Genomic DNA, 18,229 nt, shown 5'->3' with positions numbered 1-18,229 from the left:
AGCTGGATGGCCATCTCGGTGCTGCTCGTCGACGACCACGAGATCGTGCGGCGCGGTCTTCACCAACTGCTGGACGTGGAACCGGACATCACGGTGGTCGGCGAGGCGGGCACCGCCACCGACGCGGTGACCGCCGCCGCCGAGCACCGGCCGGACGTGGCGATCATCGACGTGCGGCTGCCCGACGGCGACGGCGTGACGGTGTGCCGGGAGATCCGCTCCACCGTCCAGCCGCCGCCCGCGTGCCTGATGCTGACCTCGTACTCCGACGACGAGGCGCTGTTCGGCGCGATCATGGCGGGGGCCGCCGGGTACATGCTCAAGCAGGTCTCGGGCAACGACCTGGTCTCGGCCATCCGCACGCTGGCCGACGGCGGGTCGCTGCTGCACTCCGGGGTCACCGCCACGGTGTTGCAGCGCCTGCGCGGCGGCCCGGTCGAGGACCCGCGCTACGCGGCGCTGAGCCCGCAGGAGCGGCGGATCCTCGACCTGATCGCGGAGGGCCTGACCAACCGGCAGATCGCCGGTCGGCTGTACCTGGCGGAGAAGACGGTCAAGAACTACGTCTCCTCGCTGCTGCACAAGCTCGGCTTCGACCGCCGCACCGAGGCGGGCGTCTACGCCGCGCGCAGGCGCCAGGCGGGCGGCCTATAGCGGCCACCCCAGCGGCAGCGGCGCGGACCGGGCCGCGGTGGGCTCGGGCAGCGGCGTGCCGGGGCAGGTGAGGTCGGCGGCGGGCACCACGCCGTCCACGAGGAACGACTCCACCAGGTCGTCGACGCACGCGTTGCCGACGGCGTAGATGCCGTGGTCGCCCTCGTCCTCGACGGTGATCAGCCGGGAGCCCGCGAACCCGCGGTGCGCCCGCCGCGCGCCTTCCAGCGACGTGGCGGGGTCGCGCACGGACTGCACCATCAGCACCGGCGGGACGCCCTCGCCGTCGGGGGTCTTCAGCCGCAGCGGCGGGCGGTCCCAGGACGCGCACGGCGCGAGGACCTGGTGGTGGCCGAAGAACGGGTACCGCTTGCCCTGCCGGTCGCCCTGCCGCGCCAGGTCGGACCGGTCGCCGCGGAACGGCGTGTCGTTGCACGTGACGGTGTAGAGCGTGGCGGACTCGGCGTCCGCGAACCGCGCCGCGGTGCCGATGTCCGCGAGGGCCGCCGCGGCGGCCGCCCCGGAAGCCAGCGCCGCCAGTGACTCCGCGATGTCCGGGAAGGTCAGCTTGCTGTAGAGGCCCCGCCGGACGACGAGGTCGAGGATGGCGCCGTTGAGCCAGGAGCCGTCCGGCAGCGCGATCGGCTCGGCCGCCAGCGCCGCCCGCGTGCGCTCGTAGGACCGCCACACCGCGTCGGCGGTGTCGCCCAGGTGGTAGACCGCGTCGTGGCGGGCCACCCAGGGCAGGAAGTCCACCCGCAGGCGGCGTTCGGTGGCCATGCCGAAGTCGTCGAAGACGTCCTGGAAGGTGCCGGTGAAGTCGGCGACGGAGTCGAGCACGAACTTGTCCACGCGCTGCGGGAAGTGGGTGGCGTAGTGCGCGCCCAGCCAGGTGCCGCCGGAGTAGCCGATCCAGCTGACCTTCTCCCGACCCAGCAGGTGCCGCAGCAGGTCCAGGTCGCGCACGGTCTGCTCGGTGTCGACCACGCGGCCCAGCTCGCCGGAGCGGACCTGGCAGGCGGTGGCCTGCAGCTCGGCGGCGTCGTAGTGCAGGTCCAGGTTGGCGCGGGAGCGGTCGCGCGGGTCGGCGAGGCCGAACCAGCTGTAGCCGCCGCAGGTGACGTTGTCGCTCGCGCCGGTGCCGCGCACGTCGACGCCGACGACCTCGAAGTTGTCGGCGACCCTCGGCCGGGTCTGGAACAGCCGGGGCAGGATCCGCCCGGCCCCGCCGGGGCCGCCGGGGTTGGTGAGCACGCTGCCCCTGGCGGCCTGGCCGCCCGCCGGGAGCGACCTGCTCACCGCGATGGTGATGGCGCGCTCGTCGCCGGGCCGCCGCCAGTCGAACGGCGTGGCGAAGGTGCCGCACTCCAGCCCTTCGAGCTCGGGCTCGGCGCACGGCGACCAGGTGATGCGCTGGTCGAGGAACTGGCCGTGGAGCCGCTGGGCGTCCTGCGCGAACGCGGGAGCGCCGGATAAGAGCAGGGCTGCGGTCACGGCCATGGCCGCGGTGGTCCTCATGGTTTCCCCCTTCGGCGTGAAGTCGTACTCCACCGCAGGTGTGCCCGGCGCCACAAGAGCAATCGGGAACCGGGCCACCGAAGCCCGGCGGTAAGTAAGGTCGGTGGGGTGGGGATATTCCGGAGGAGGCGGCCCGCCACGGTCGCCCGCGCGGTGGTGCGCGACCACACCTACGACGACGCGATCCTGGACATCGCCGCGGAGGAGATGGACGCGGGCCACCTGAGAGCGGCCACCACCGTGCTGGCCGAGTGCCGGGACGAGCCCGAGGTCCGCGCGCTGCGGGTCGAGGTGCTCGGCGAGCACGCCATCGGCCATGCCGACGAGCTGCTGGAGCTGGCCAAGTCCAACGGCGACCCGGACCTGTGGCTGCTGGCGGGCACCGCGTTCATCCGGGAGGCGTGGGCCGTTCGCGGCTCCGGCCGGGCCGACGCGGTGGGCAAGGACCGCTTCAAGGTCTTCTTCGCCACCTTGCGCAAGGCCGTCGCGCCGCTGCACGAGGCGGCCAAGCTGCTGCCGCGCGACGCGGTGCCGTGGGCGCAGCTGCAGACCGCCGGGATGGGGCTGCAGGTCAGCCGGGAGCAGAAGGACGAGGTGTGGCGCGAGATCGTGGCGCGCTGCCCGACGCTGTACCCGGCGCACTGGACCCGGTTGCAGATACTGGCCGCCAAGTGGGGCGGCTCGGCGGAGGAGATGATGGCGTTCGCGCAGGGCAGCGCGGACCACGCCCCCGAGGGTGACCCGGTGGTGGCGATGCTGCCGCTGGCCCACTTCGAGATCTTCCTGGAGGAGTTCGAGGAGGCCGTGCGGGCGCGCAGCGCGCTGAAGATCGCCACGCTCAAGCTGCGCTACTTCAGCCGGGTGCACGACGAGATCGCCGCCGCCGCGGACAAGTGGGAGGCGGTCCCGCAGCGCCCGCACCCGCGCGCGTTGCAGGCGCACAACCTGTTCGCGGCGGCGTTCGCGCTCGCCGACGACGCGCCGCGCGCCAAGCGGCACCTGATCGGGATGCGCGACCACGTGCACGACGTGCCGTGGTCCTACGTCGCCTACCTGGCCGACGACCTGGAGCGGGAGTACTCCGAACTGGCCAACAAGTACCTCTGACCGCCTGCAAGTACCACCCGAGCCGCTCGCGCGGGCCGCTGGCTACTACCCGACGTCCCTTCGGATCAGCACCGCTGCTTGTAGAAGTACTTCGAGTTGGCCTCCATGTCTGCCTTGGTCAGCGCGACCAGGTCGGTCTCCACGTCCCGGTTGACCGGCTTGCCCTCGATGGCCGCCACCGCCTGCTCCACCCCGGTCCGGCCGATGGTGGCCGGGTCCTGCGCGATCAGCGCCTGCACCACGCCCGAGCGCAGGTCCTCCACCTGCTTGGGGCTGGCGTCGAAGCCGACCAGGTTCACCGCGCCGGTGCGGCCCGCGTTGCGCAGCCCGGTCGCCGCGCCCTCGCCGGTGTTGAGGTTGGTGGCGAAGACCCCGATCAGGTCCGGGTTGGCGGCCAGCGTGGCGGTCACCTTGGACGCGGCCTGGTCGGGCTCGTTGTCGGTGTACTGCTGCCCCACGTACTTCAGGTTCGGGTACTTGCCGACCTCCTCCTCGAACCCCTTGGCGCGGGCGTCGGTGGTGGAGGTGCCCGCCTTGGTGTTGAGCACCAGCACCGACCCGGTGCCGCCGCCGACCAGCTCGGCCAGCGTCCGCGCGGCCAACCGCCCGCCCTGCTCGTTGTCCGACGACACCGACGACACCGCCACCGAGGTGTCCTGCAGCTTGGTGTCCACCTCGACGACCTTGATCCCGGCGTCCTTGAGCTGCTTCATCGGCCCGGCCATGGCCTTGTCGTCGGTGGGCGCGATGAGCACCGCGCCCGGCTTGTCGGCCAGCACGCCGGTCACGATCGGCGTCTGCAGCGTGGACTCGAACCGCGCGGGCGCCTGCACGTCGACCTCGTAGCCCGCCGCGGCGGCGGCCTCCCGGAAGCCGCACTCCATCGAGGTGTAGAAGGGCTCCGCCGCCACGCCGGGGATCAGCACCATCTTCTTGGCGTCGGCCGAGCCGCCGGAGTCGCCGATCTGCCCACCGCCGCCGCACCCGGCCAGCAGCGACGGGCTCAGCAGCAACGCCGCCAGCACCGCGGATGTCCTCGTCGACATGGTCCCTCCCGTTCTCAGCGTTGGTTGCGCGCCTTCCTGCGCGACTGGTCGAACCACACGGCGGCCACCAGGACCAGCGCCACCGCGATGGGCTGCCAGTACACGTTCACGCCCACGATCACGAACCCCTTGCGCAGCACGGCGGGGATGAACACCCCGAGCACCGTGCCGACCACCGAGCCCACCCCGCCGAACAGGCTGGTGCCGCCCAGCACCACCCCGGCGATGGCGTTGAGGTTGTCCGTGTCGTGCCCGGTGACGGACGCGACGCGGAAGTAGGCCAGCGCCATGAACCCGGCCAGCCCGGCCAGCACCCCGGCCAGCAGGTAGACCCGCACCAGGTGCCCGGTCACCCCGATGCCCGCCCGCCGCGCCGCCTCCTCGTTGGAGCCGATGGCGTAGGTGTGGCGGCCGAACCGGGTGGTGCCCAGCACCAGCGCGCCCACCGCGGTGACCGCGGCGGCCAGCAGCACCAGGTTGGGCACGCCGAACCAGGTGCCGGTGCCCAGCCCCTCGCCGAGCACGTCCGGGACGCCGCTGACGTTGGAGCCGTCGGACAGCAGCTGCCCCGCGCCCAGCGCCGCGCCGAACGAGCCGAGCGTGACGATCAGCGGCGGGATGCCCGCCCTGGCCACCAGCAGGCCGTTGAGCAGCCCCCACGCCGCGCCGCTGAGCAGCGCCACGGCCAGCCCGACCAGGACGGTGCCCCAGCCCGCGCCGGTGGCGTCGCCGCCGTTGAGCGCGTTCATGGTCATCGCCGAGGTGACGCCGGAGAACACCAGCACCGAGCCCACGGACAGGTCGATGCCGGAGGTGATGATCACGTAGGTCATGCCGACCGACAGCACCAGCAGCACCGAGGTCTCCACCAGGGTGGTCTGCAGGGTGAACACGGTCAGCACCGCGTCCGGCCGCAGCGCGCCGAACACCGCGATCAGCCCCAGCAGCACCAGGCCGATCCACAGCGTGTTGGCACTCGCGAGCCTGCGCGCCAGGGAGGTCATGCGCCCTCCTGGGACAGCGCGCCGGTCATCGCCCCGACCAGCTCCTCGACGGTGGTCCGCGCGGTGGTGAAGCGGGCCACCCGCCTGCCCAGCCGCAGCACCTCCACCCGGTCCGACACGGCCAGCACCTCGGGCATGTTGTGGCTGATCAGCACGACCGCCATGCCCTGGTCGCGGACCCGCCGGACCACGTCGAGCACCCGCTCGCGCTGCACCACGCCCAGCGCGGCGGTCGGCTCGTCCATGAACACCAGGCTGCTGGCCCACACCACCGACCGGGCCACCGCGACGCTCTGCCGCTGGCCGCCCGACAGCGCCCCGATCGGCACGTCCACGCTCTGCAGCGACACGCCCAGGTCGCGGAACGACTCGGCGGCGCGCCGCCGCATCTCCTTGTCGTCCAGCACGCCGAACCAGCCCAGCGGGCCGGGTTTGCGCAGCTCCCGGCCCAGGAACAGGTTCGCCGCCGGGTCCAGGTCCGGCGCCACCGCCAGGTCCTGGTACACCGTCTCCACGCCCAGCGCCCGCGCGGCGGTGGGCGAGTCCAGCCGCACCGGCTCGCCGTCGAGCAGGACGCTGCCCGAGTCCGGCTGCTCCACCCCGGACAGGCACTTCACCAGCGTCGACTTGCCCGCGCCGTTGTCCCCGATCAGCGCGACGACCTCGCCCGCGTAGGCGGTGAAGGACGCCCCGCGCAGCGCTTCCACGCTGCCGTAGGTCTTCACCAGGTCGCGCGCCTCCAGTAACGGCTCGCCCATGTCAGCCTCCAGTCTCAGCCCTCCACCAGCGGCGGCCTGCACCGCACCGCCACGAGGTCACCGGTGAGCACCTGCTCCCCGGCCGCGTGCGGGACCACGACGGTGCTGCCCCGGCGCAGCGGCAGCCCGCCCAGCTCGCCGGAGCCCTCCAGCACCACCAGCACCGCGAACGACGGCTCCAGCGCGGCCCGCCCGGCCACGTGCAGCCGGTCGGCCCGGAAGAACGGCGCGGCCTGGGGGCCGAGCAGGTCGACCGAGGCGTCGGCGCGGTCGCCGGTGCGCCGGATCAGCTCGTCCAGCGACCCGGCCCGGCCGTGCCGGTCCACGCAGCCCAGCGCGGTGTCGAAGCCCAGCCCGAGGTGGCCCGCGTCGGCGTCGTTGAGGAAGCCCTTCCACTCCAGCGTGATCGAGAAGTCGGTGGGCTGCTGCAGCTCGACGATGAACACCCCCTCGCCGATCGCGTGCGGCAGGCCCGCGGGCACGAACACCGCGTCGCCGGGGGAGACCCGCACCGGGTTCAGCGCGGCCAGCATCGCCTCGCTGTCCTGAGTGGACACCCAGTCGGCGACCAGCTCGGGGGAGACGTCCTCGCGGAATCCGATGTAGACGGTCGGGTCGTCCCCGGTGGTGCCCACCACGATCCACGCCTCGGTCTTGCCGTGCCTGCACCCCAGGTGCCGCGCGGCGAACTCGTTGGACGGGTGGCAGTGCACCGGCAGCCGCTGCCCGGCGTCGAGCAGCTTGACCAGCAGCGCGGTGTCCGCGCCGAACTCGGCCACGTGCCGCTCGCCCAACCAGGCCACCGGGTCGGCGCGCACCGCGTCGCGCAGCAGCCGCCCGTCGGGCAGGCGGGAAAGGCCCGCCTCGTCCCTGCCGAACAGCGTCGTGGTCGACGCGACCCAGTCCTCCGGGCCGTACTCCGCCGCGGGCTCGCCCCGCAGCGCCGCGATCGACGCGCCACCCCGGTAGAACTGCTTGGGCTGGTTTGCCGGAAGCGCGACCGGCCGGTTGTCCCCGGAACTCACGCGCGAACCTCCCCTGATCCCCTTGCCACCAACCGCACCGGCAGCACGACGCGGCGCGGCGGTGCGCCGTCCCCGTCCAGCCGGGCGAAGAGCAGATCGGCCGCCGCCTTGCCCAGCGCCCTCGCGTCGTGCGCGATCACCGTCACCGGTGGCGTGAGCAGGTCGGCCAGCTCGAAGTCGTCGAAGCCCACCAGGGCGGGCCGCCGCACCGCACCGGCCAGCGCGCGCAGCGCGTGCACGGTGATGCGGTTGTTGCCGGTGACCACCGCCGTGGCGGGCTCGGCGGCCCGCCGCAGGTGGTGCAGCGCCCGGCGCACCGAGTCCTCGTCGTGCGGGCCCATCACCACCAGCGACTCGTGCAGGCCGATGCCCGCCCGCGCGCAGCCCTCGCGGTAGCCGCGCAGCCGCTCGTTGGCGGTGAAGATGTCCGGCGAGTCGCCGAGGAAGGCGATGCGCCGGTGACCGTGCGCGGCCAGGTGCAGCACCGCCTCGGCGGTGCCGCCGATGTTGTCCACCAGCACGGTGTCGGCGACCACGTCGCCCGCGGGCCGGTCCAGGAACACCACCGGGGTGCCCGCGCGCATCTCCGGCACCAGGTAGCCGTGCTGGAGCCCGGCGGGCACGATGAGCAGCCCGTCCACCCGGCGCGAGCAGAACTCCAGCGCCAGCTCCCGCTCGCGGGAGGGGTCCTCGTCGGAGGACCCGGTGATCACCTGCCTGCCGCGCAGCCGGGCGACCTCCTCCACCGCGCGCGTCACCCCGGAGTAGAAGGGGTTGCCCACGTCCTCCAGGACCACCCCGATGGTGCCGGTGGAGGAGCCGCGCCGCAGGTTGCGGGCGCTGAGGTTGCGCCGGAAGCCGAGCTGGTCGATGGCCGCGAGCACCCGCTCCGCGGTGGCCGGGTGCACCCCCGCCTCGTCGTTCACCACGCGGGAGACGGTCTTGATGCTGACGCCCGCCAGCCGCGCCACGTCGTTCATCGTGGCGCGCCGCACTTTGCGGCCTCCTGCCGCACCGTTCGGGGACAACGTTGTCATAATGGCCGAATCACACACCGCCGGTCCGGTGATGTCAACGGTCGACCCTGTCCGGAACAGGACAAACCCCCGGTGGCGGCCTCGCGGAACCTGCGTGGCCCCGCGCGGGTGGCGGCTCCTCCGGGCGGTCCCGCCGCCCCGCGCACGACTGTCCACTCCGGACGGCTGCGGCCACCGGCGCGCATCGCGCCGGGATCGTTGGCGCCTCACCAAGTGATCGGCTCTCCGGGTGGATACTGGCGGATCGGCGACGCTGCGCGGAGGACCGACCGCGCAGCGTCGCCATCCGGTGCGCCAAGGTCTCGACTCGGTTCGCGATCTGGTGAAAACCGCTCGAATGCGGGGTCCGCCATCTACGTTCCAGCCCATGACTGGGGTGAGAATGCCTGCCGTCGTGGCCGCGGACATCCGCAAGAGCTACGGCGAGCTGAACGCGGTGGACGGGGTGTCGTTCACCGTCGCGGAGGGGGAGTTCTTCGGCATCCTGGGGCCGAACGGCGCGGGCAAGACGACCACGCTGGAGATCGTCGAGGGGTTGCGCCAGGCCGACTCCGGGCACGTGACGCTGCTGGGCGAGAACCCGTGGCCGCGCAACCCCGCGCTGCTGCCCAGGATCGGCGTCCAGCTCCAGGCGTCCAGCTTCTTCGAGAAGCTGACCGCCAAGGAGCAGCTGCTGACCTTCGGCTCCCTGTACGGCGTCGGCGACACCACCGCGATGGAGATGCTGGAACTGGTCGGCCTCGGCGACAAGGCCGACGTGCGGGAGGACAGGCTCTCCGGCGGCCAGCGGCAGCGGCTGTCCATCGCCTGCGCCCTCGTGCACGACCCGGACGTGGTCTTCCTGGACGAGCCGACCGCGGCGCTGGACCCGCAGGCGCGGCGCAACCTGTGGGACGTGCTGCGGGAGATCCAGGCCCGCGGCAAGACGATCGTCTACACCACGCACTACCTGGACGAGGCCGAGATCCTGTGCGACCGGGTCGCGATCATGGACAGGGGCCGCATCCTCGCCATGGACTCCCCGGCGACGCTGGTGCGCGGGCTGGACGCGCCGACGCAGGTCGTGCTCCAGCGCGGCGCGATCAGCACCGAGCAGGCCCGCGCCATCAACGGCGTCGAGCACGCCTACGAGGACGACGTGTCGCTGACCATCTCCACGCGCAAGCCCGCGCCCGTGCTGTCCGCGCTCGCCGAGCGGGGCACGCTCGACGGCCTCCAGGTGCGCACGGCCACCCTGGAGGACGTCTTCCTCCACCTCACCGGACGGGAGTACCGGGCGTGACCGCCTTCACCAGCCTGGCCACGGCCATGGTCAAGGGCTTCCTCCGCGACCGCATGGCGGTGTTCTTCACCTTCCTCTTCCCGCTGATGTTCCTGGTCGTCTTCGGGCTGATCTTCAACGGCGGGGGCGGCGACCGGACCGGGGTCGCGGTGGTCGGCGACGGCCCCGTGGTGACCGCCCTGGAGCAGGCCGGGGTGCTGGAGCTGCGGCGGTTCGACGACCCCGACGCGGCCGAGCGGCAGGTCCGCGACGGCGACCTGCCCGCCGCGGTCGTCGTGCGCGGGCACGACGTGGGCGTCGTCTACGCCGCCAGCGACCAGGTGGCGTCGGGCACCGTCGTGGGCATCGTGTCCGGCGTGGTGGACAAGGCCAACCTCGCCGCGACCGGCGCCCCGCCCACGTTCTCGCTGCGGGCCTGGTCGGTCGAGGACGCCTCGCTCAAGCCGATCCAGTTCCTGGCCCCCGGCATCCTGTCCTGGGCGGTGTCCATCTCCGGCGTGTCCGGGGCGGCGCTGACGCTGGCCGCGTGGCGCAAGAAGCAGGTGCTGCGGCGCATCCGGCTCGCGCCCGTGGGGCCGACCACCGTGCTCAGCTCGCGGGTGCTGGTCAGCGTCGGCACGGCGCTGGTGCAGGGCGCGCTGTTCGTGGGCGTCGCGCTGACCCCGCCGTTCGGGCTGCGGCTCAACGGCCAGTGGTGGCTCGCGGTGCCGCTGCTGGTGCTGGGCACCACCGCGTTCTTCGCCATCGGGATGCTGGTCGGGGCGTTCGCCAGGACCGAGGAGTCGGCCAACGGCGCGGCCAACCTGCTGGTGATGCCGATGGCGTTCCTGTCCGGCTCGTTCTTCCCGCTGGAGGACGCGCCCGCGTGGCTGCGGACGGTGTCCAACGCGCTGCCGCTGCGGCACATGAACGACGGGATGCTGGACGTGCTGGTGCGCGGCAAGGGCGTCGAGGCGTTGCTGCTGCCCTCGGCGGTGCTGCTCGGGTTCACCCTCGTGGTCGGGTTCGTCGCGGCGAAGGTGTTCCGCTGGGAGGACTGACCCCGACGCCCGGTGAAGCCGGTCACAACGGGACAATGGGGACATGTTCACCAGCCCCGTGGGTCGCTTCCGCCTCCTCGCCCTGGCCGAGGCGGTGTCCTGGGCCGGTCTGCTGATCGGCATGTTCTTCAAGTACGTGGTGGTCGGCAACGAGATCGGCGTGAAGGTCTTCGGGCCGATCCACGGCGCGATCTTCGTCGGCTACGTGCTCGTGACGCTGATGCTGGCGCACCGGTGGGACCGGCGCACCACCTTCCTCGCGCTGGTCGCCAGCGTCCCGCCGTTCGGGACCGTGGTCTTCGAGCGCTGGGCGCTCAAGACCGGCAGGCTCGACGAGCAGGCCCCGCAGGCCGCCCCTCAGACCACCACGGACTGAGCCCGCGCGAGCTCGGCCTCCGGGTCGCCCTCGTGGTAGACCCGCTCGCTGTCCTCGATGTTGTCCAGGAACTCCTGGTAGATCCTGGCCCCCACGAGGTGCACGGCGCGGCGGGCGTGGCGCAGCGCACCGGCCGGATCGCTGTCCGGTCGGTGCTCCAGCCACGCCTGGGTCCACACGCGCTCGATCAGGGCGTGCGCCTCGGGGGCGGTGAAGCCCAGCAGCCGGGCGGCGTCCAGCGCGGGGTGGCCCCAGTGCGCGTCGGCCCAGTCCAGGACCACGCCGCCGGAGCGCCAGTTGCCGGGGTGGAAGTCGCCGTGCAGCAGGGTGTCCGGCAGGCCGTGCGCGGGCACCTCGACGCCGTGCGCGCGCAGTCGTGGCGGCCCGGCCAGCGCGGCCTGCGCGGCCACCCAGCGGGGCACGACGCGGGTGATCTCGTCCTCGGTGGGGTGCCAGCAGTCGCGGCCGGGCGCGTCCGCCATCAGCAGCCTGCCCGGCTCGGCGGCCAGCACCTCCGGCACCAGGGTGGGGTCCACCTCCGCCACCATGCCCACGACGCGGCCCTCGTCGGCCATGAACGGCGGCGTGGCCTTGGCCCAGACCACCGCCCGGCCGACCGGCAGGCGGTAGAGGCAGGACAGGTTCCACGTCTTGACCTGCACCGCCTTGCCGGTGCGCGACACGTGCCGGTCCGCCCAGGCCACCAGTTCCGCGGGCCCGCCGGGACGGGCCCACGGCAGCCGCTTGGGGGCGTCGGGGAACTCGTGGTGCTCGCCGGTGGACAGGCCTGCCGGGACGCGGTCGGCCTCCACCTGGTAGACCACCTCGCCGTCGCGCCCGCCCTCGCCGGTGGTGGAGACCAGGCGCAGCACCGCCGTGGTCACCCCCAGGGCCCGGTCCAGGTGCTCGGTCACCGGCTCCACGTCGTTCCACCACGGGCTGTCCACGGTGAACGCGGTCGACCCCACGTACCGGCCGCCCACGGTCACCAACGCCTTCACCTCGCGCACCCCACCACCCTTCCCGCCCCACCCCCACTCGCCAACCGAATTACCCGCCCCCGCGAGAGCGCTCCCACCCGCGAGTCGCGCGTTCGCGCACCACGAACCGAGCGTCCGGACACCGCGAACCGAGCGTCCAGACCGCGCATGGCCCGCGCGTGGCCCGCTTTCGGCCGGGCGTGCGCCGTGCCGGGTAGTAGTAACCGGCCCTGATGGCCGGGTCGGGTAGTACTTGCCGACGCAGTGGGGCGGGGTGGGATGGCAGTGGTGGGTGGCCGGGGTCAGTCGGTGAAGTCGCCCACGGCGCGGCGGACCTTGGCCAGCAGGTCGGTGAGCTGCTCGGTCTGCCGCTCGGTCAGGCCGCGCAGGCCGAACTCCACGGCGGTGACCGCCTCGGTGGCCGCCTCGCGCCGCTCCCGCCCGGCCTCGGTGATCTCCACCAGGGTGGTGCGCCGGTCGGTCGGGTGCGGGGTGCGGCGGACCAGGCCGTCGCCCTCCAGCCGGTCGACGATGTTGGTCACGCTGGTCGGGTGCAGCTGCAGCCGCTCGCCCATGACCCGCATCGGCAGGCTGCCCGTGCGGGAGAAGGTGAGCAGCACCAGCGCCTCGAACCGGGCGAAGGTCAGCCCGTGCGGCTTGAGCGCGGCGTCCACGGCGGACTGGATGATTTGCTGTACCCGCATGACACTCGTGACCGCCGCCATCGCCGTTGACGATCCGATCCGCTTCTCCCACAGCTCGGCGGCGCGCGCGATCGGGTCGAACGGCAGCGGTTGGGGCGTCATGCGGCGAAGCTACCAGTGGGTACCAACCGATGTGTCCAGGAGGCGACAGTGCTCGTCGCGTTCAGCGTCAGCCCGCTCGGCGGGGAATCCGACAGCGTGGCCGCGGCCGTCGCGGAGGCCGTGCGGGTGGTCCGGGAGTCCGGGCTGCCCAACGAGACCAACGCCATGTTCACGCTGGTCGAGGGGGAGTGGGACGAGGTGATGGCGGTGGTCAGGAAGGCCACCGAGGCGGTCCAGGCCACCGCGCCGAGGGTGAGCCTGGTGCTCAAGGCCGACATCCGGCCCGGCCACACCGGGCAACTGACCGCCAAGGTCGAGCGGGTCGAGCAGCACCTGGCGCGGGGGTGATCCCGCCCCGGTGGCGATGGGGCCGGTCCGCGAGCTAGCGGGCTGGCACTCGTGCCAGGATGGGGGAGTGACAAGGCCAGACCCTCGAAAGACCGCAGCACTGTCCGCCGCGCTGTCCGGGGCGGTCGACCTCGGCGCGCTGAAGGCTCGGGCCGAAGCGTCCCGGCAACGCGCCGCCGCCCCGCCGCCGAGCTCGGCGCCGGGTGACTCCGGCGCGAGCCCCTGGGTCCTCGACGTCACCGAGGCCACCTTCCAGTCGGTCGTGGAGCGCTCGCTGGAGATCCCCGTCGTGGTCGAGCTGACCGCGTCGTGGAGCCCCGAGGCGGGCCAGCTGTCCCCGGTGCTGGAACGCGCGGCCCGCGCGGGCGGCGGCGCCTGGCTGCTGGCCAGGGTCGACCTGGACGCCAGCCCGCGCATCGGCCAGGCCTTCGGCGTGCAGTCCGTGCCGACCGTGGTGGCGGTCGCCGCGGGCCAGCCGGTGGACGCCTTCGCCGGGCCGCTGCCCGAGGCGGAGTTCACCCAGTGGATCAACCGGCTGCTGGACGCCCTGCGCGACCGCCTACCCGGCATCCGGGCCGCCGAGGCCAACCGGGGCGAGCCGCAGCCCGAGCCGGAGGACCCGCGCTTCCAGGCCGCGGAGGAGGCGTTCGAGCTGGGCGACTACGCCGCCGCCGAGGCCGCCTACGAGGCGATCCTGGCCGCCGAGCCGGGCAACGCCGAGGCCAAGGCCGCGCTGGCCCAGGTCCGGTTCACCGCCCGCGCCGAGCAGCTGGGTCAGGACGTGCTGGCCAAGGCCGACGCCAACCCCGACGACGTGGACGCCCAGCTGGCCGCGGCCGACGCGGAGGTGGCCGACCAGCGGGTCGAGCAGGCGTTCAAGCGCCTGGTGGACACCGTGCGCCGGGTCTTCGGCGAGGACCGGGACAAGGTCCGCGAGCACCTCGTCGGCCTGTTCGAGCTGTTCCCGGTCGACGACCCGAGGGTGGCCGCCGCCCGCCGCAACCTGGCCAGCGCCCTGTTCTGACCCCGGCGCGGGGGCTGCCCCAGGGGCAGCCCCCGGCTCAGCCGGAGTACTTGCGGGTGCAGAGGCCGGAACCCTCGAAGAAGCCGTCCCGGAACGCCTCGACGCGGGCGAAGCCGGAGGGCACCACGGTGCCGTTCACGTCCGCGGCGATGAGGCTCTTGTCGGCCAGCAGCTCGGCCACCGCCTCGTCCAGGTCGCCCGAGGACAGCTTCAGCCGGGCGGTCTGCTTGGTCGTGGTCCCGGCCCACGCGCCGGTCAGGCACGCGGTCCGCAGCCCGGCGGCGGGCCCCTCCAGCGGGTAGCCGGTGGCCTTCTGGATCGACAGCGCGAACCGCGAGGCGATCTCGGCGAACGCGGCGAAGTCGCCGATGCCGCCCTTCTGCCCGCGCTTGGGCGGCGTGCCGATCCGGACCAGCTCCGGCAGGTCCACCGCGATCACGTTCGTGGCCGGGCAGTAGGACACCGGCGAGGTCTCCTGCGCGTCGGCGCACTCCGCCGCGCCCTCCTTGAGCGCGGGCGGGGTGGCGCCGCTCTGCTTGTAGGCGTCGCGCAGGCTGTCCTCCAGCAGGTCCAGCGACCTGCGGTCGTCCACCGCCAGGTTGCCCTTGCCCTGCCCGGTGTCCTTGTCGTCCGCGTCGAACGCCTGCTGCGTGATCCGCGCCTTGATCTCCGCGTCGTCGATCTGCGCGCACCGCTTGGGGTCGCCCGCGAAGCCGAACTGGAAGGCCGCCACGCGGTCGAACGCGCTGCCGTGCGCGCCCTGCTTCTCCGCGCTGGTGCCCGCCGCGTCGCGGATGAAGAACATCGTCGCCAGCACCTGGTTCAGGCCCGGCCCGGTGGAGATGCGGAAGTGCCGGGACTTGCCCTCGGCCACCCAGCGGAAGAAGTTGCCCGCGTAGCAGTCGGCCTGCTGCTCCTTGATGATGCTGGGCGTGGCCTGGGTGACCCCGCCCTCGGAGCCGAGCTTGTACTGCACCGCGTGGCCCATCTCGTGCGCCAGCACGGTGACCACCGACATCGGGCCGAACGCGTCGTTGAGCATGGGCAGCAGGTCGCCGCGGTCCCAGGCGATGCTGTCGTCCAGCGAGCAGTAGAACGCGTTGGCCACGCCCGCGGTGTTGGTGCGGCAGATGTCGACGCCCCGGCCGGTGGAGTCGTAGGACACCAGCCGCTTGACCGGTTCGAACTTCTTGCCGCCGAAGTTGGCGGGCAGCTGCTCGGTCCAGTACTCCTCGACGTCGGCCAGCGCGTTGATCGCCAGCCGGTCCATCTCGCCGCCGTCGCCGTTCTCCACCGCCAGGTCGGCGTCCGGGACGCCCGGCTTGGGCCCGCTCTCCCCGGTGGTGATCTCCAGCCCCGCCACCTTGCTCACGTCGGGGCGCTCGAACCGCGCGACCCCGGGGACGCTCTGCGTGCACGCGCTGAGCAGCACCGCCACCGCCGCGACGAGCGCCGCGCCACCCCAAGCCCGTCGAGCCATCACCAAGCCCCGTCCAGATCCGTGCCGCTCCTGCGGGGTGAACACTACTGCGTTGACCTGCCGCCCCATCCCCACCTCGCGAGTCGGACCCCGGCACCCCCGAGGTCAACGCTCAGGACCGCCACGCCCGCCCCTCAGTGTCACCCACTCATGGGCGTGTCAGGCGTGTCGCCCCCGCGAGTCGCGCGTTCCGACACCTGAACCGAGCGTTCGGACACCCTGACCCGCACTTTCGCGCACTCCCACCCCGCGCTGCCGCACCTCGGGTAGTAGTTACCGGCCCTCCCGACCCCGTCGGGTAGTACTTGCCGACGGGGTCAGGTGAGGCCGCAGGGCTTGGGGCCTTCGAGGACGCCGCCGCGGAAGACCTCCACCCGCTTGAAGCCCGGCTCGATCGCCGAGCCGCCCTGCGCGTCGCGCGCCGCGTAGTCGTAGGCCAGCAGCACCTGCACGGCCTCGTCGAGGTCGCCGGGGGACAGGCCGAAGCCCTGCTGCCGGGTGAACACCTCGTTGGTGTAGGCCCCGGCCAGGCACAGCGCCGTGGCGGCGGCGTCCTCGCCGCGCAGGTCCTTGTTCAGCGCGGCCATCGCGGCCAGGCCGTACCGGCTGGCCAGCAGCACGCCCGTGGCGTAGTCGCCGATCCTGGCGTGCAATTCCGGCAGGTCCTCCTCCACCTCGATCTCCACCGCCTTGTCGGTCGGGCAGAACGCCACCGGCCCCTGGTCGCCGGAGCAGTCCGGCTCCTGCTCGGTGGTGGTCGCCCTCGGCTGGGCCCACGTCCCGCCCGAGGTGGTCACCAGCGCCTGGAAGTAGGTGTTCAGGTCGGGCGTGATCGAGGTCAGCATCTCGTCGAACGGCAGGTTGCCGCCGCGGTCGCGGTCGTCGGCGGTGGTGAACGACTGCTGGGTGAACGCCCGGTTCTGCACCGTCATGCCCGCGCAGAACTTGGCGCCCTGCTGGTAGCCGTCCTGGAACGCGGACACCCGGTCGAAGGCGTTGCCGTGCGCGGACCGGTCGTTGGGGGAGGTGCCCACCGGGTCGCGGAAGTCGACCAGCGCGCCCAGCGCCGAGTCCAGCGTGTCCGCGCCGATGTCCAGGTGCTCGGCCTTGCCGTCGTTGACCCACTTGAGGAACGAGCCCGCGAAGCAGTCCGCCATCGCCTCGGTCAGGATGGTCGGGTAGCGCTGCGGGTCGCGGCGCTCCGCCTCGGGCGTGATGCCCATGCGGCGCTGCACCGCGTGGCCCATCTCGTGGGCCAGCACGATCACCACGGCCGTGTCGCCGAACCGGTCCTGCAGCACCGGCAGCAGCGCCGCGCGGTCCCAGGCGATGGCGTCGGCGCTGGGGCAGTAGAACGCGTTGCCCTCCACGTCGCTGGCCTTCTCCGTGCACGGCGGCGGCTTCGCGGCCGGGTCGGCGGTGTCGACCGAGTAGATGCCGCCGGACACCGGGCGCCACGGCTGGTTGAACGTGGCCGGGAACGCCTGCTCCCAGAAGTCCTCCACGTCGGTGATGGCGGTCGCGGCGAGCTGGTCGATCGGGCCGCCGTCGGTGCCCTTGATGAACCCGGTGTCCACCTCGCCCCTGGTGATCACCGAACCCGCCACCGGGAAGCCCCGGACCGCCTGGGTGCACCCCGAGACCACCAGGGCGACCAGCACCACCGCGTTGACCAGCCGAGCCGAAGCGCGCCGCATCGGTCCATTGTGCCCCGCGGCACCCCCTGCGTGCGGGCTGTCGGCGGAGGTGATCACGGCGACGGGGGTTGTGCCCGCACCTCTGCGGCGATCCTCCGCGCCAGTTGTTCGAAATGGCCGTACGCGTCAAGAGCCGCTTGGAAGTGCCCGCCGAACGCGCCGTCCGCACTGGTGAGGTGGAAGATGGGTTTTCTCGCCTCCTGAGCCAGCGGCATGAGGCCGTGGTAGTGCTTCAGCTGTCCCAGGCACTGCGGGTCGACGTCGATGGCGGGCGCTTCGCCGGTGCTGCCCAGAACCGCCGAGCGGAACTCGCGCGGGATTTCGTCCATCCACCTCTGGTACGCCTTGATCGGCCGGTCGAGGCGTATGCCGTGCTGCAGCACCACGTAACCGAGTGCGTTCATCCGCCCCGCCGGTGATGCGGCGGCCGAGGAAGGGCGGGCGGTCAGTCGCTGTTGCCACCCGGACCGCCAGGAGCGCAGGGCCGGACCGAGGTTCCGCAACCCCTGCAAGCTGAACAGGTCGGGGGCCACCGGGACGACCACGTGGTCCGACGCCACCAGAGCGGCCCGGTTGATGGCTCCCAGGCTCGGCCCGACGTCCACCAGGACCAGATCCGCCCGGTGCGCGCGCGCCGCTTCCTGCACGATCGTCCAGAAAGCGGAGATGACCTGGAAGGAGCGCGCGTCCCCGTCCAGGCACTTCGGCCAAGCGCTGCTGAGGTCGTCCTCGAACGAGGAGAGGTCGAGATCACCCGGTAGGAGCTTCAGCCGTTCCTCCGCGGTGGGGGTGGGCTCGACGGGTGCGATGCCGCCCTCGCCTGCGTGGAACGGCTGGATGCTCCCCCAGACGGTCTGCCGCGGTCCCGGCCTCGTCCAGAGTTCCTCCAACTGCTCCTCGTCGAGGAAAGCCGAGGTGAGATTCGCCTGGGGATCGAGGTCCGCCGCCACGACGCGGTTGCCGAGGTCGGCCAGCATCCAGGCCAAGTGGTACACCAGTGACGTCTTCCCGACCCCGCCCTTGTTGTTGAAGAAGGCGATCACCGGA

18 protein-coding genes are annotated in these 18,229 nt (G+C 72.8%); 7 read left to right on the top strand and 11 right to left on the bottom strand.

From position 1 onward, the window contains the following. Positions 1–6: 6 nt before the first annotated feature. Positions 7–654, top strand: a complete 648-nt coding sequence (locus tag JOF41_RS24375) for a response regulator (protein ID WP_189222711.1) — start codon at positions 7–9, stop codon at positions 652–654. On the opposite strand, the gene JOF41_RS24370 is transcribed toward JOF41_RS24375, so the two are convergent. After that, positions 649–2,172 (bottom strand): alpha/beta hydrolase, encoded by a 1,524-nt coding sequence (locus JOF41_RS24370; RefSeq protein ID WP_209622205.1) that lies wholly within the window; start codon positions 2,170–2,172, stop codon positions 649–651. The genes JOF41_RS24375 and JOF41_RS24370 overlap by 6 nt on opposite strands. 108 nt (positions 2,173–2,280) lie before the next feature. On the opposite strand from JOF41_RS24370, the gene JOF41_RS24365 reads away from it, so the two are divergent. Beyond that, positions 2,281–3,279, top strand: coding sequence for a hypothetical protein (locus tag JOF41_RS24365; RefSeq protein WP_229795333.1), 999 nt, complete (start codon positions 2,281–2,283; stop codon positions 3,277–3,279). A 65-nt stretch (positions 3,280–3,344) separates the two neighbouring features. Here the strand turns inward: JOF41_RS24365 and JOF41_RS24360 are convergent, their stop codons facing one another. The 5 genes from JOF41_RS24360 to JOF41_RS24340 are packed head-to-tail and all read right to left on the bottom strand — an operon-like array spanning position 3,345 to position 8,092. After that, positions 3,345–4,325, bottom strand: coding sequence for an ABC transporter substrate-binding protein (locus JOF41_RS24360; protein WP_189222713.1), 981 nt, complete (start codon positions 4,323–4,325; stop codon positions 3,345–3,347). Between the two features lie 14 nt (positions 4,326–4,339). Next, on the bottom strand, positions 4,340–5,329 hold the full coding sequence (locus JOF41_RS24355; RefSeq protein ID WP_189222714.1) for an ABC transporter permease: 990 nt from the start codon (positions 5,327–5,329) through the stop codon (positions 4,340–4,342). Continuing rightward, complete coding sequence (locus JOF41_RS24350) at positions 5,326–6,087, bottom strand: ATP-binding cassette domain-containing protein (protein WP_209622202.1); 762 nt, start codon at positions 6,085–6,087, stop codon at positions 5,326–5,328. The genes JOF41_RS24355 and JOF41_RS24350 overlap by 4 nt, the downstream gene beginning before the upstream one ends. 14 nt (positions 6,088–6,101) lie before the next feature. Further along, positions 6,102–7,112 carry a class I mannose-6-phosphate isomerase gene (locus JOF41_RS24345; protein ID WP_209622199.1) on the bottom strand — a complete coding sequence of 337 codons (1,011 nt, stop codon included), beginning with the start codon at positions 7,110–7,112 and terminating at the stop codon, positions 6,102–6,104. Further along, entirely contained in the window at positions 7,109–8,092 is a 984-nt protein-coding gene (locus tag JOF41_RS24340; RefSeq protein WP_189223302.1) for a LacI family DNA-binding transcriptional regulator, read from the bottom strand. Before JOF41_RS24340 ends, JOF41_RS24345 begins: the two co-directional genes overlap by 4 nt. A gap of 424 nt (positions 8,093–8,516) precedes the next feature. Between JOF41_RS24340 and JOF41_RS24335 the strand changes: the two genes are divergently transcribed. Genes JOF41_RS24335 through JOF41_RS24325 form a run of 3 tightly spaced genes read left to right on the top strand, consistent with a single transcriptional unit; the run spans position 8,517 to position 10,847 of the window. Then, positions 8,517–9,431 carry an ABC transporter ATP-binding protein gene (locus JOF41_RS24335; protein WP_209622197.1) on the top strand — a complete coding sequence of 305 codons (915 nt, stop codon included), beginning with the start codon at positions 8,517–8,519 and terminating at the stop codon, positions 9,429–9,431. Then, positions 9,428–10,471 carry an ABC transporter permease gene (locus tag JOF41_RS24330; protein ID WP_307867513.1) on the top strand — a complete coding sequence of 348 codons (1,044 nt, stop codon included), beginning with the start codon at positions 9,428–9,430 and terminating at the stop codon, positions 10,469–10,471. The genes JOF41_RS24335 and JOF41_RS24330 overlap by 4 nt, the downstream gene beginning before the upstream one ends. A gap of 43 nt (positions 10,472–10,514) precedes the next feature. Beyond that, positions 10,515–10,847: a DUF3817 domain-containing protein gene (locus JOF41_RS24325; RefSeq protein WP_189222717.1), complete on the top strand. Its 333-nt coding sequence runs from the start codon at positions 10,515–10,517 to the stop codon at positions 10,845–10,847. Here JOF41_RS24325 and JOF41_RS38400 read toward each other — a convergent pair. Together JOF41_RS38400 and JOF41_RS24315 are read right to left on the bottom strand one after the other, a co-directional pair. After that, positions 10,829–11,857 (bottom strand): phosphotransferase, encoded by a 1,029-nt coding sequence (locus tag JOF41_RS38400; protein WP_209622194.1) that lies wholly within the window; start codon positions 11,855–11,857, stop codon positions 10,829–10,831. The two genes, JOF41_RS24325 and JOF41_RS38400, sit on opposite strands and share 19 nt — an antisense overlap. 272 nt (positions 11,858–12,129) lie before the next feature. Then, positions 12,130–12,633, bottom strand: a complete 504-nt coding sequence (locus JOF41_RS24315) for a MarR family winged helix-turn-helix transcriptional regulator (protein ID WP_189222718.1) — start codon at positions 12,631–12,633, stop codon at positions 12,130–12,132. 48 nt (positions 12,634–12,681) lie between these two features. On the opposite strand from JOF41_RS24315, the gene JOF41_RS24310 reads away from it, so the two are divergent. Next, a complete protein-coding gene (locus tag JOF41_RS24310; protein ID WP_189222719.1) occupies positions 12,682–12,981 on the top strand; it encodes an MTH1187 family thiamine-binding protein in 300 nt (99 codons plus the stop codon). 67 nt (positions 12,982–13,048) lie between these two features. Then, positions 13,049–14,005: a tetratricopeptide repeat protein gene (locus JOF41_RS24305; protein ID WP_209622192.1), complete on the top strand. Its 957-nt coding sequence runs from the start codon at positions 13,049–13,051 to the stop codon at positions 14,003–14,005. A 37-nt stretch (positions 14,006–14,042) separates the two neighbouring features. Here the strand turns inward: JOF41_RS24305 and JOF41_RS24300 are convergent, their stop codons facing one another. The 3 genes from JOF41_RS24300 to JOF41_RS24290 all read right to left on the bottom strand — a co-directional run bounded on the left by JOF41_RS24300 (position 14,043) and on the right by JOF41_RS24290 (position 18,225). Beyond that, positions 14,043–15,485 (bottom strand): neutral zinc metallopeptidase, encoded by a 1,443-nt coding sequence (locus tag JOF41_RS24300; RefSeq protein ID WP_189222721.1) that lies wholly within the window; start codon positions 15,483–15,485, stop codon positions 14,043–14,045. A 317-nt stretch (positions 15,486–15,802) separates the two neighbouring features. Further along, complete coding sequence (locus JOF41_RS24295) at positions 15,803–17,182, bottom strand: neutral zinc metallopeptidase (RefSeq protein WP_209622188.1); 1,380 nt, start codon at positions 17,180–17,182, stop codon at positions 15,803–15,805. A gap of 53 nt (positions 17,183–17,235) precedes the next feature. Continuing rightward, the gene (locus JOF41_RS24290; protein WP_209622185.1) at positions 17,236–18,225 is read right to left on the bottom strand and encodes a ParA family protein; all 990 of its coding nucleotides are present in this window, start codon (positions 18,223–18,225) and stop codon (positions 17,236–17,238) included. Positions 18,226–18,229: the final 4 nt, after the last annotated feature.

Origin of the sequence: Saccharothrix coeruleofusca (genome assembly GCF_017876325.1) — a bacterium.
Lineage (GTDB): Bacteria > Actinomycetota > Actinomycetes > Mycobacteriales > Pseudonocardiaceae > Actinosynnema > Actinosynnema coeruleofuscum.
This window is presented reverse-complemented; position numbering and strand designations above follow the sequence as displayed.

Excerpts from the sequence above, each read along its gene's own strand:
- JOF41_RS24315 (WP_189222718.1), bottom strand. The coding sequence starts at position 12,633 with ATGACGCCCCAACCGCTGCCGTTCGACCCGATCGCGCGCGCCGCCGAG.
- JOF41_RS24300 (WP_189222721.1), bottom strand. The coding sequence starts at position 15,485 with ATGGCTCGACGGGCTTGGGGTGGCGCGGCGCTCGTCGCGGCGGTGGCG.
- JOF41_RS24325 (WP_189222717.1), top strand. The coding sequence starts at position 10,515 with ATGTTCACCAGCCCCGTGGGTCGCTTCCGCCTCCTCGCCCTGGCCGAG.
- JOF41_RS24295 (WP_209622188.1), bottom strand. The coding sequence starts at position 17,182 with ATGCGGCGCGCTTCGGCTCGGCTGGTCAACGCGGTGGTGCTGGTCGCC.
- JOF41_RS24360 (WP_189222713.1), bottom strand. The coding sequence starts at position 4,325 with ATGTCGACGAGGACATCCGCGGTGCTGGCGGCGTTGCTGCTGAGCCCG.
- JOF41_RS24375 (WP_189222711.1), top strand. The coding sequence starts at position 7 with ATGGCCATCTCGGTGCTGCTCGTCGACGACCACGAGATCGTGCGGCGC.
- JOF41_RS24355 (WP_189222714.1), bottom strand. The coding sequence starts at position 5,329 with ATGACCTCCCTGGCGCGCAGGCTCGCGAGTGCCAACACGCTGTGGATC.
- JOF41_RS24335 (WP_209622197.1), top strand. The coding sequence starts at position 8,517 with ATGACTGGGGTGAGAATGCCTGCCGTCGTGGCCGCGGACATCCGCAAG.
- JOF41_RS24340 (WP_189223302.1), bottom strand. The coding sequence starts at position 8,092 with ATGAACGACGTGGCGCGGCTGGCGGGCGTCAGCATCAAGACCGTCTCC.
- JOF41_RS24370 (WP_209622205.1), bottom strand. The coding sequence starts at position 2,172 with ATGAGGACCACCGCGGCCATGGCCGTGACCGCAGCCCTGCTCTTATCC.
- JOF41_RS24350 (WP_209622202.1), bottom strand. The coding sequence starts at position 6,087 with ATGGGCGAGCCGTTACTGGAGGCGCGCGACCTGGTGAAGACCTACGGC.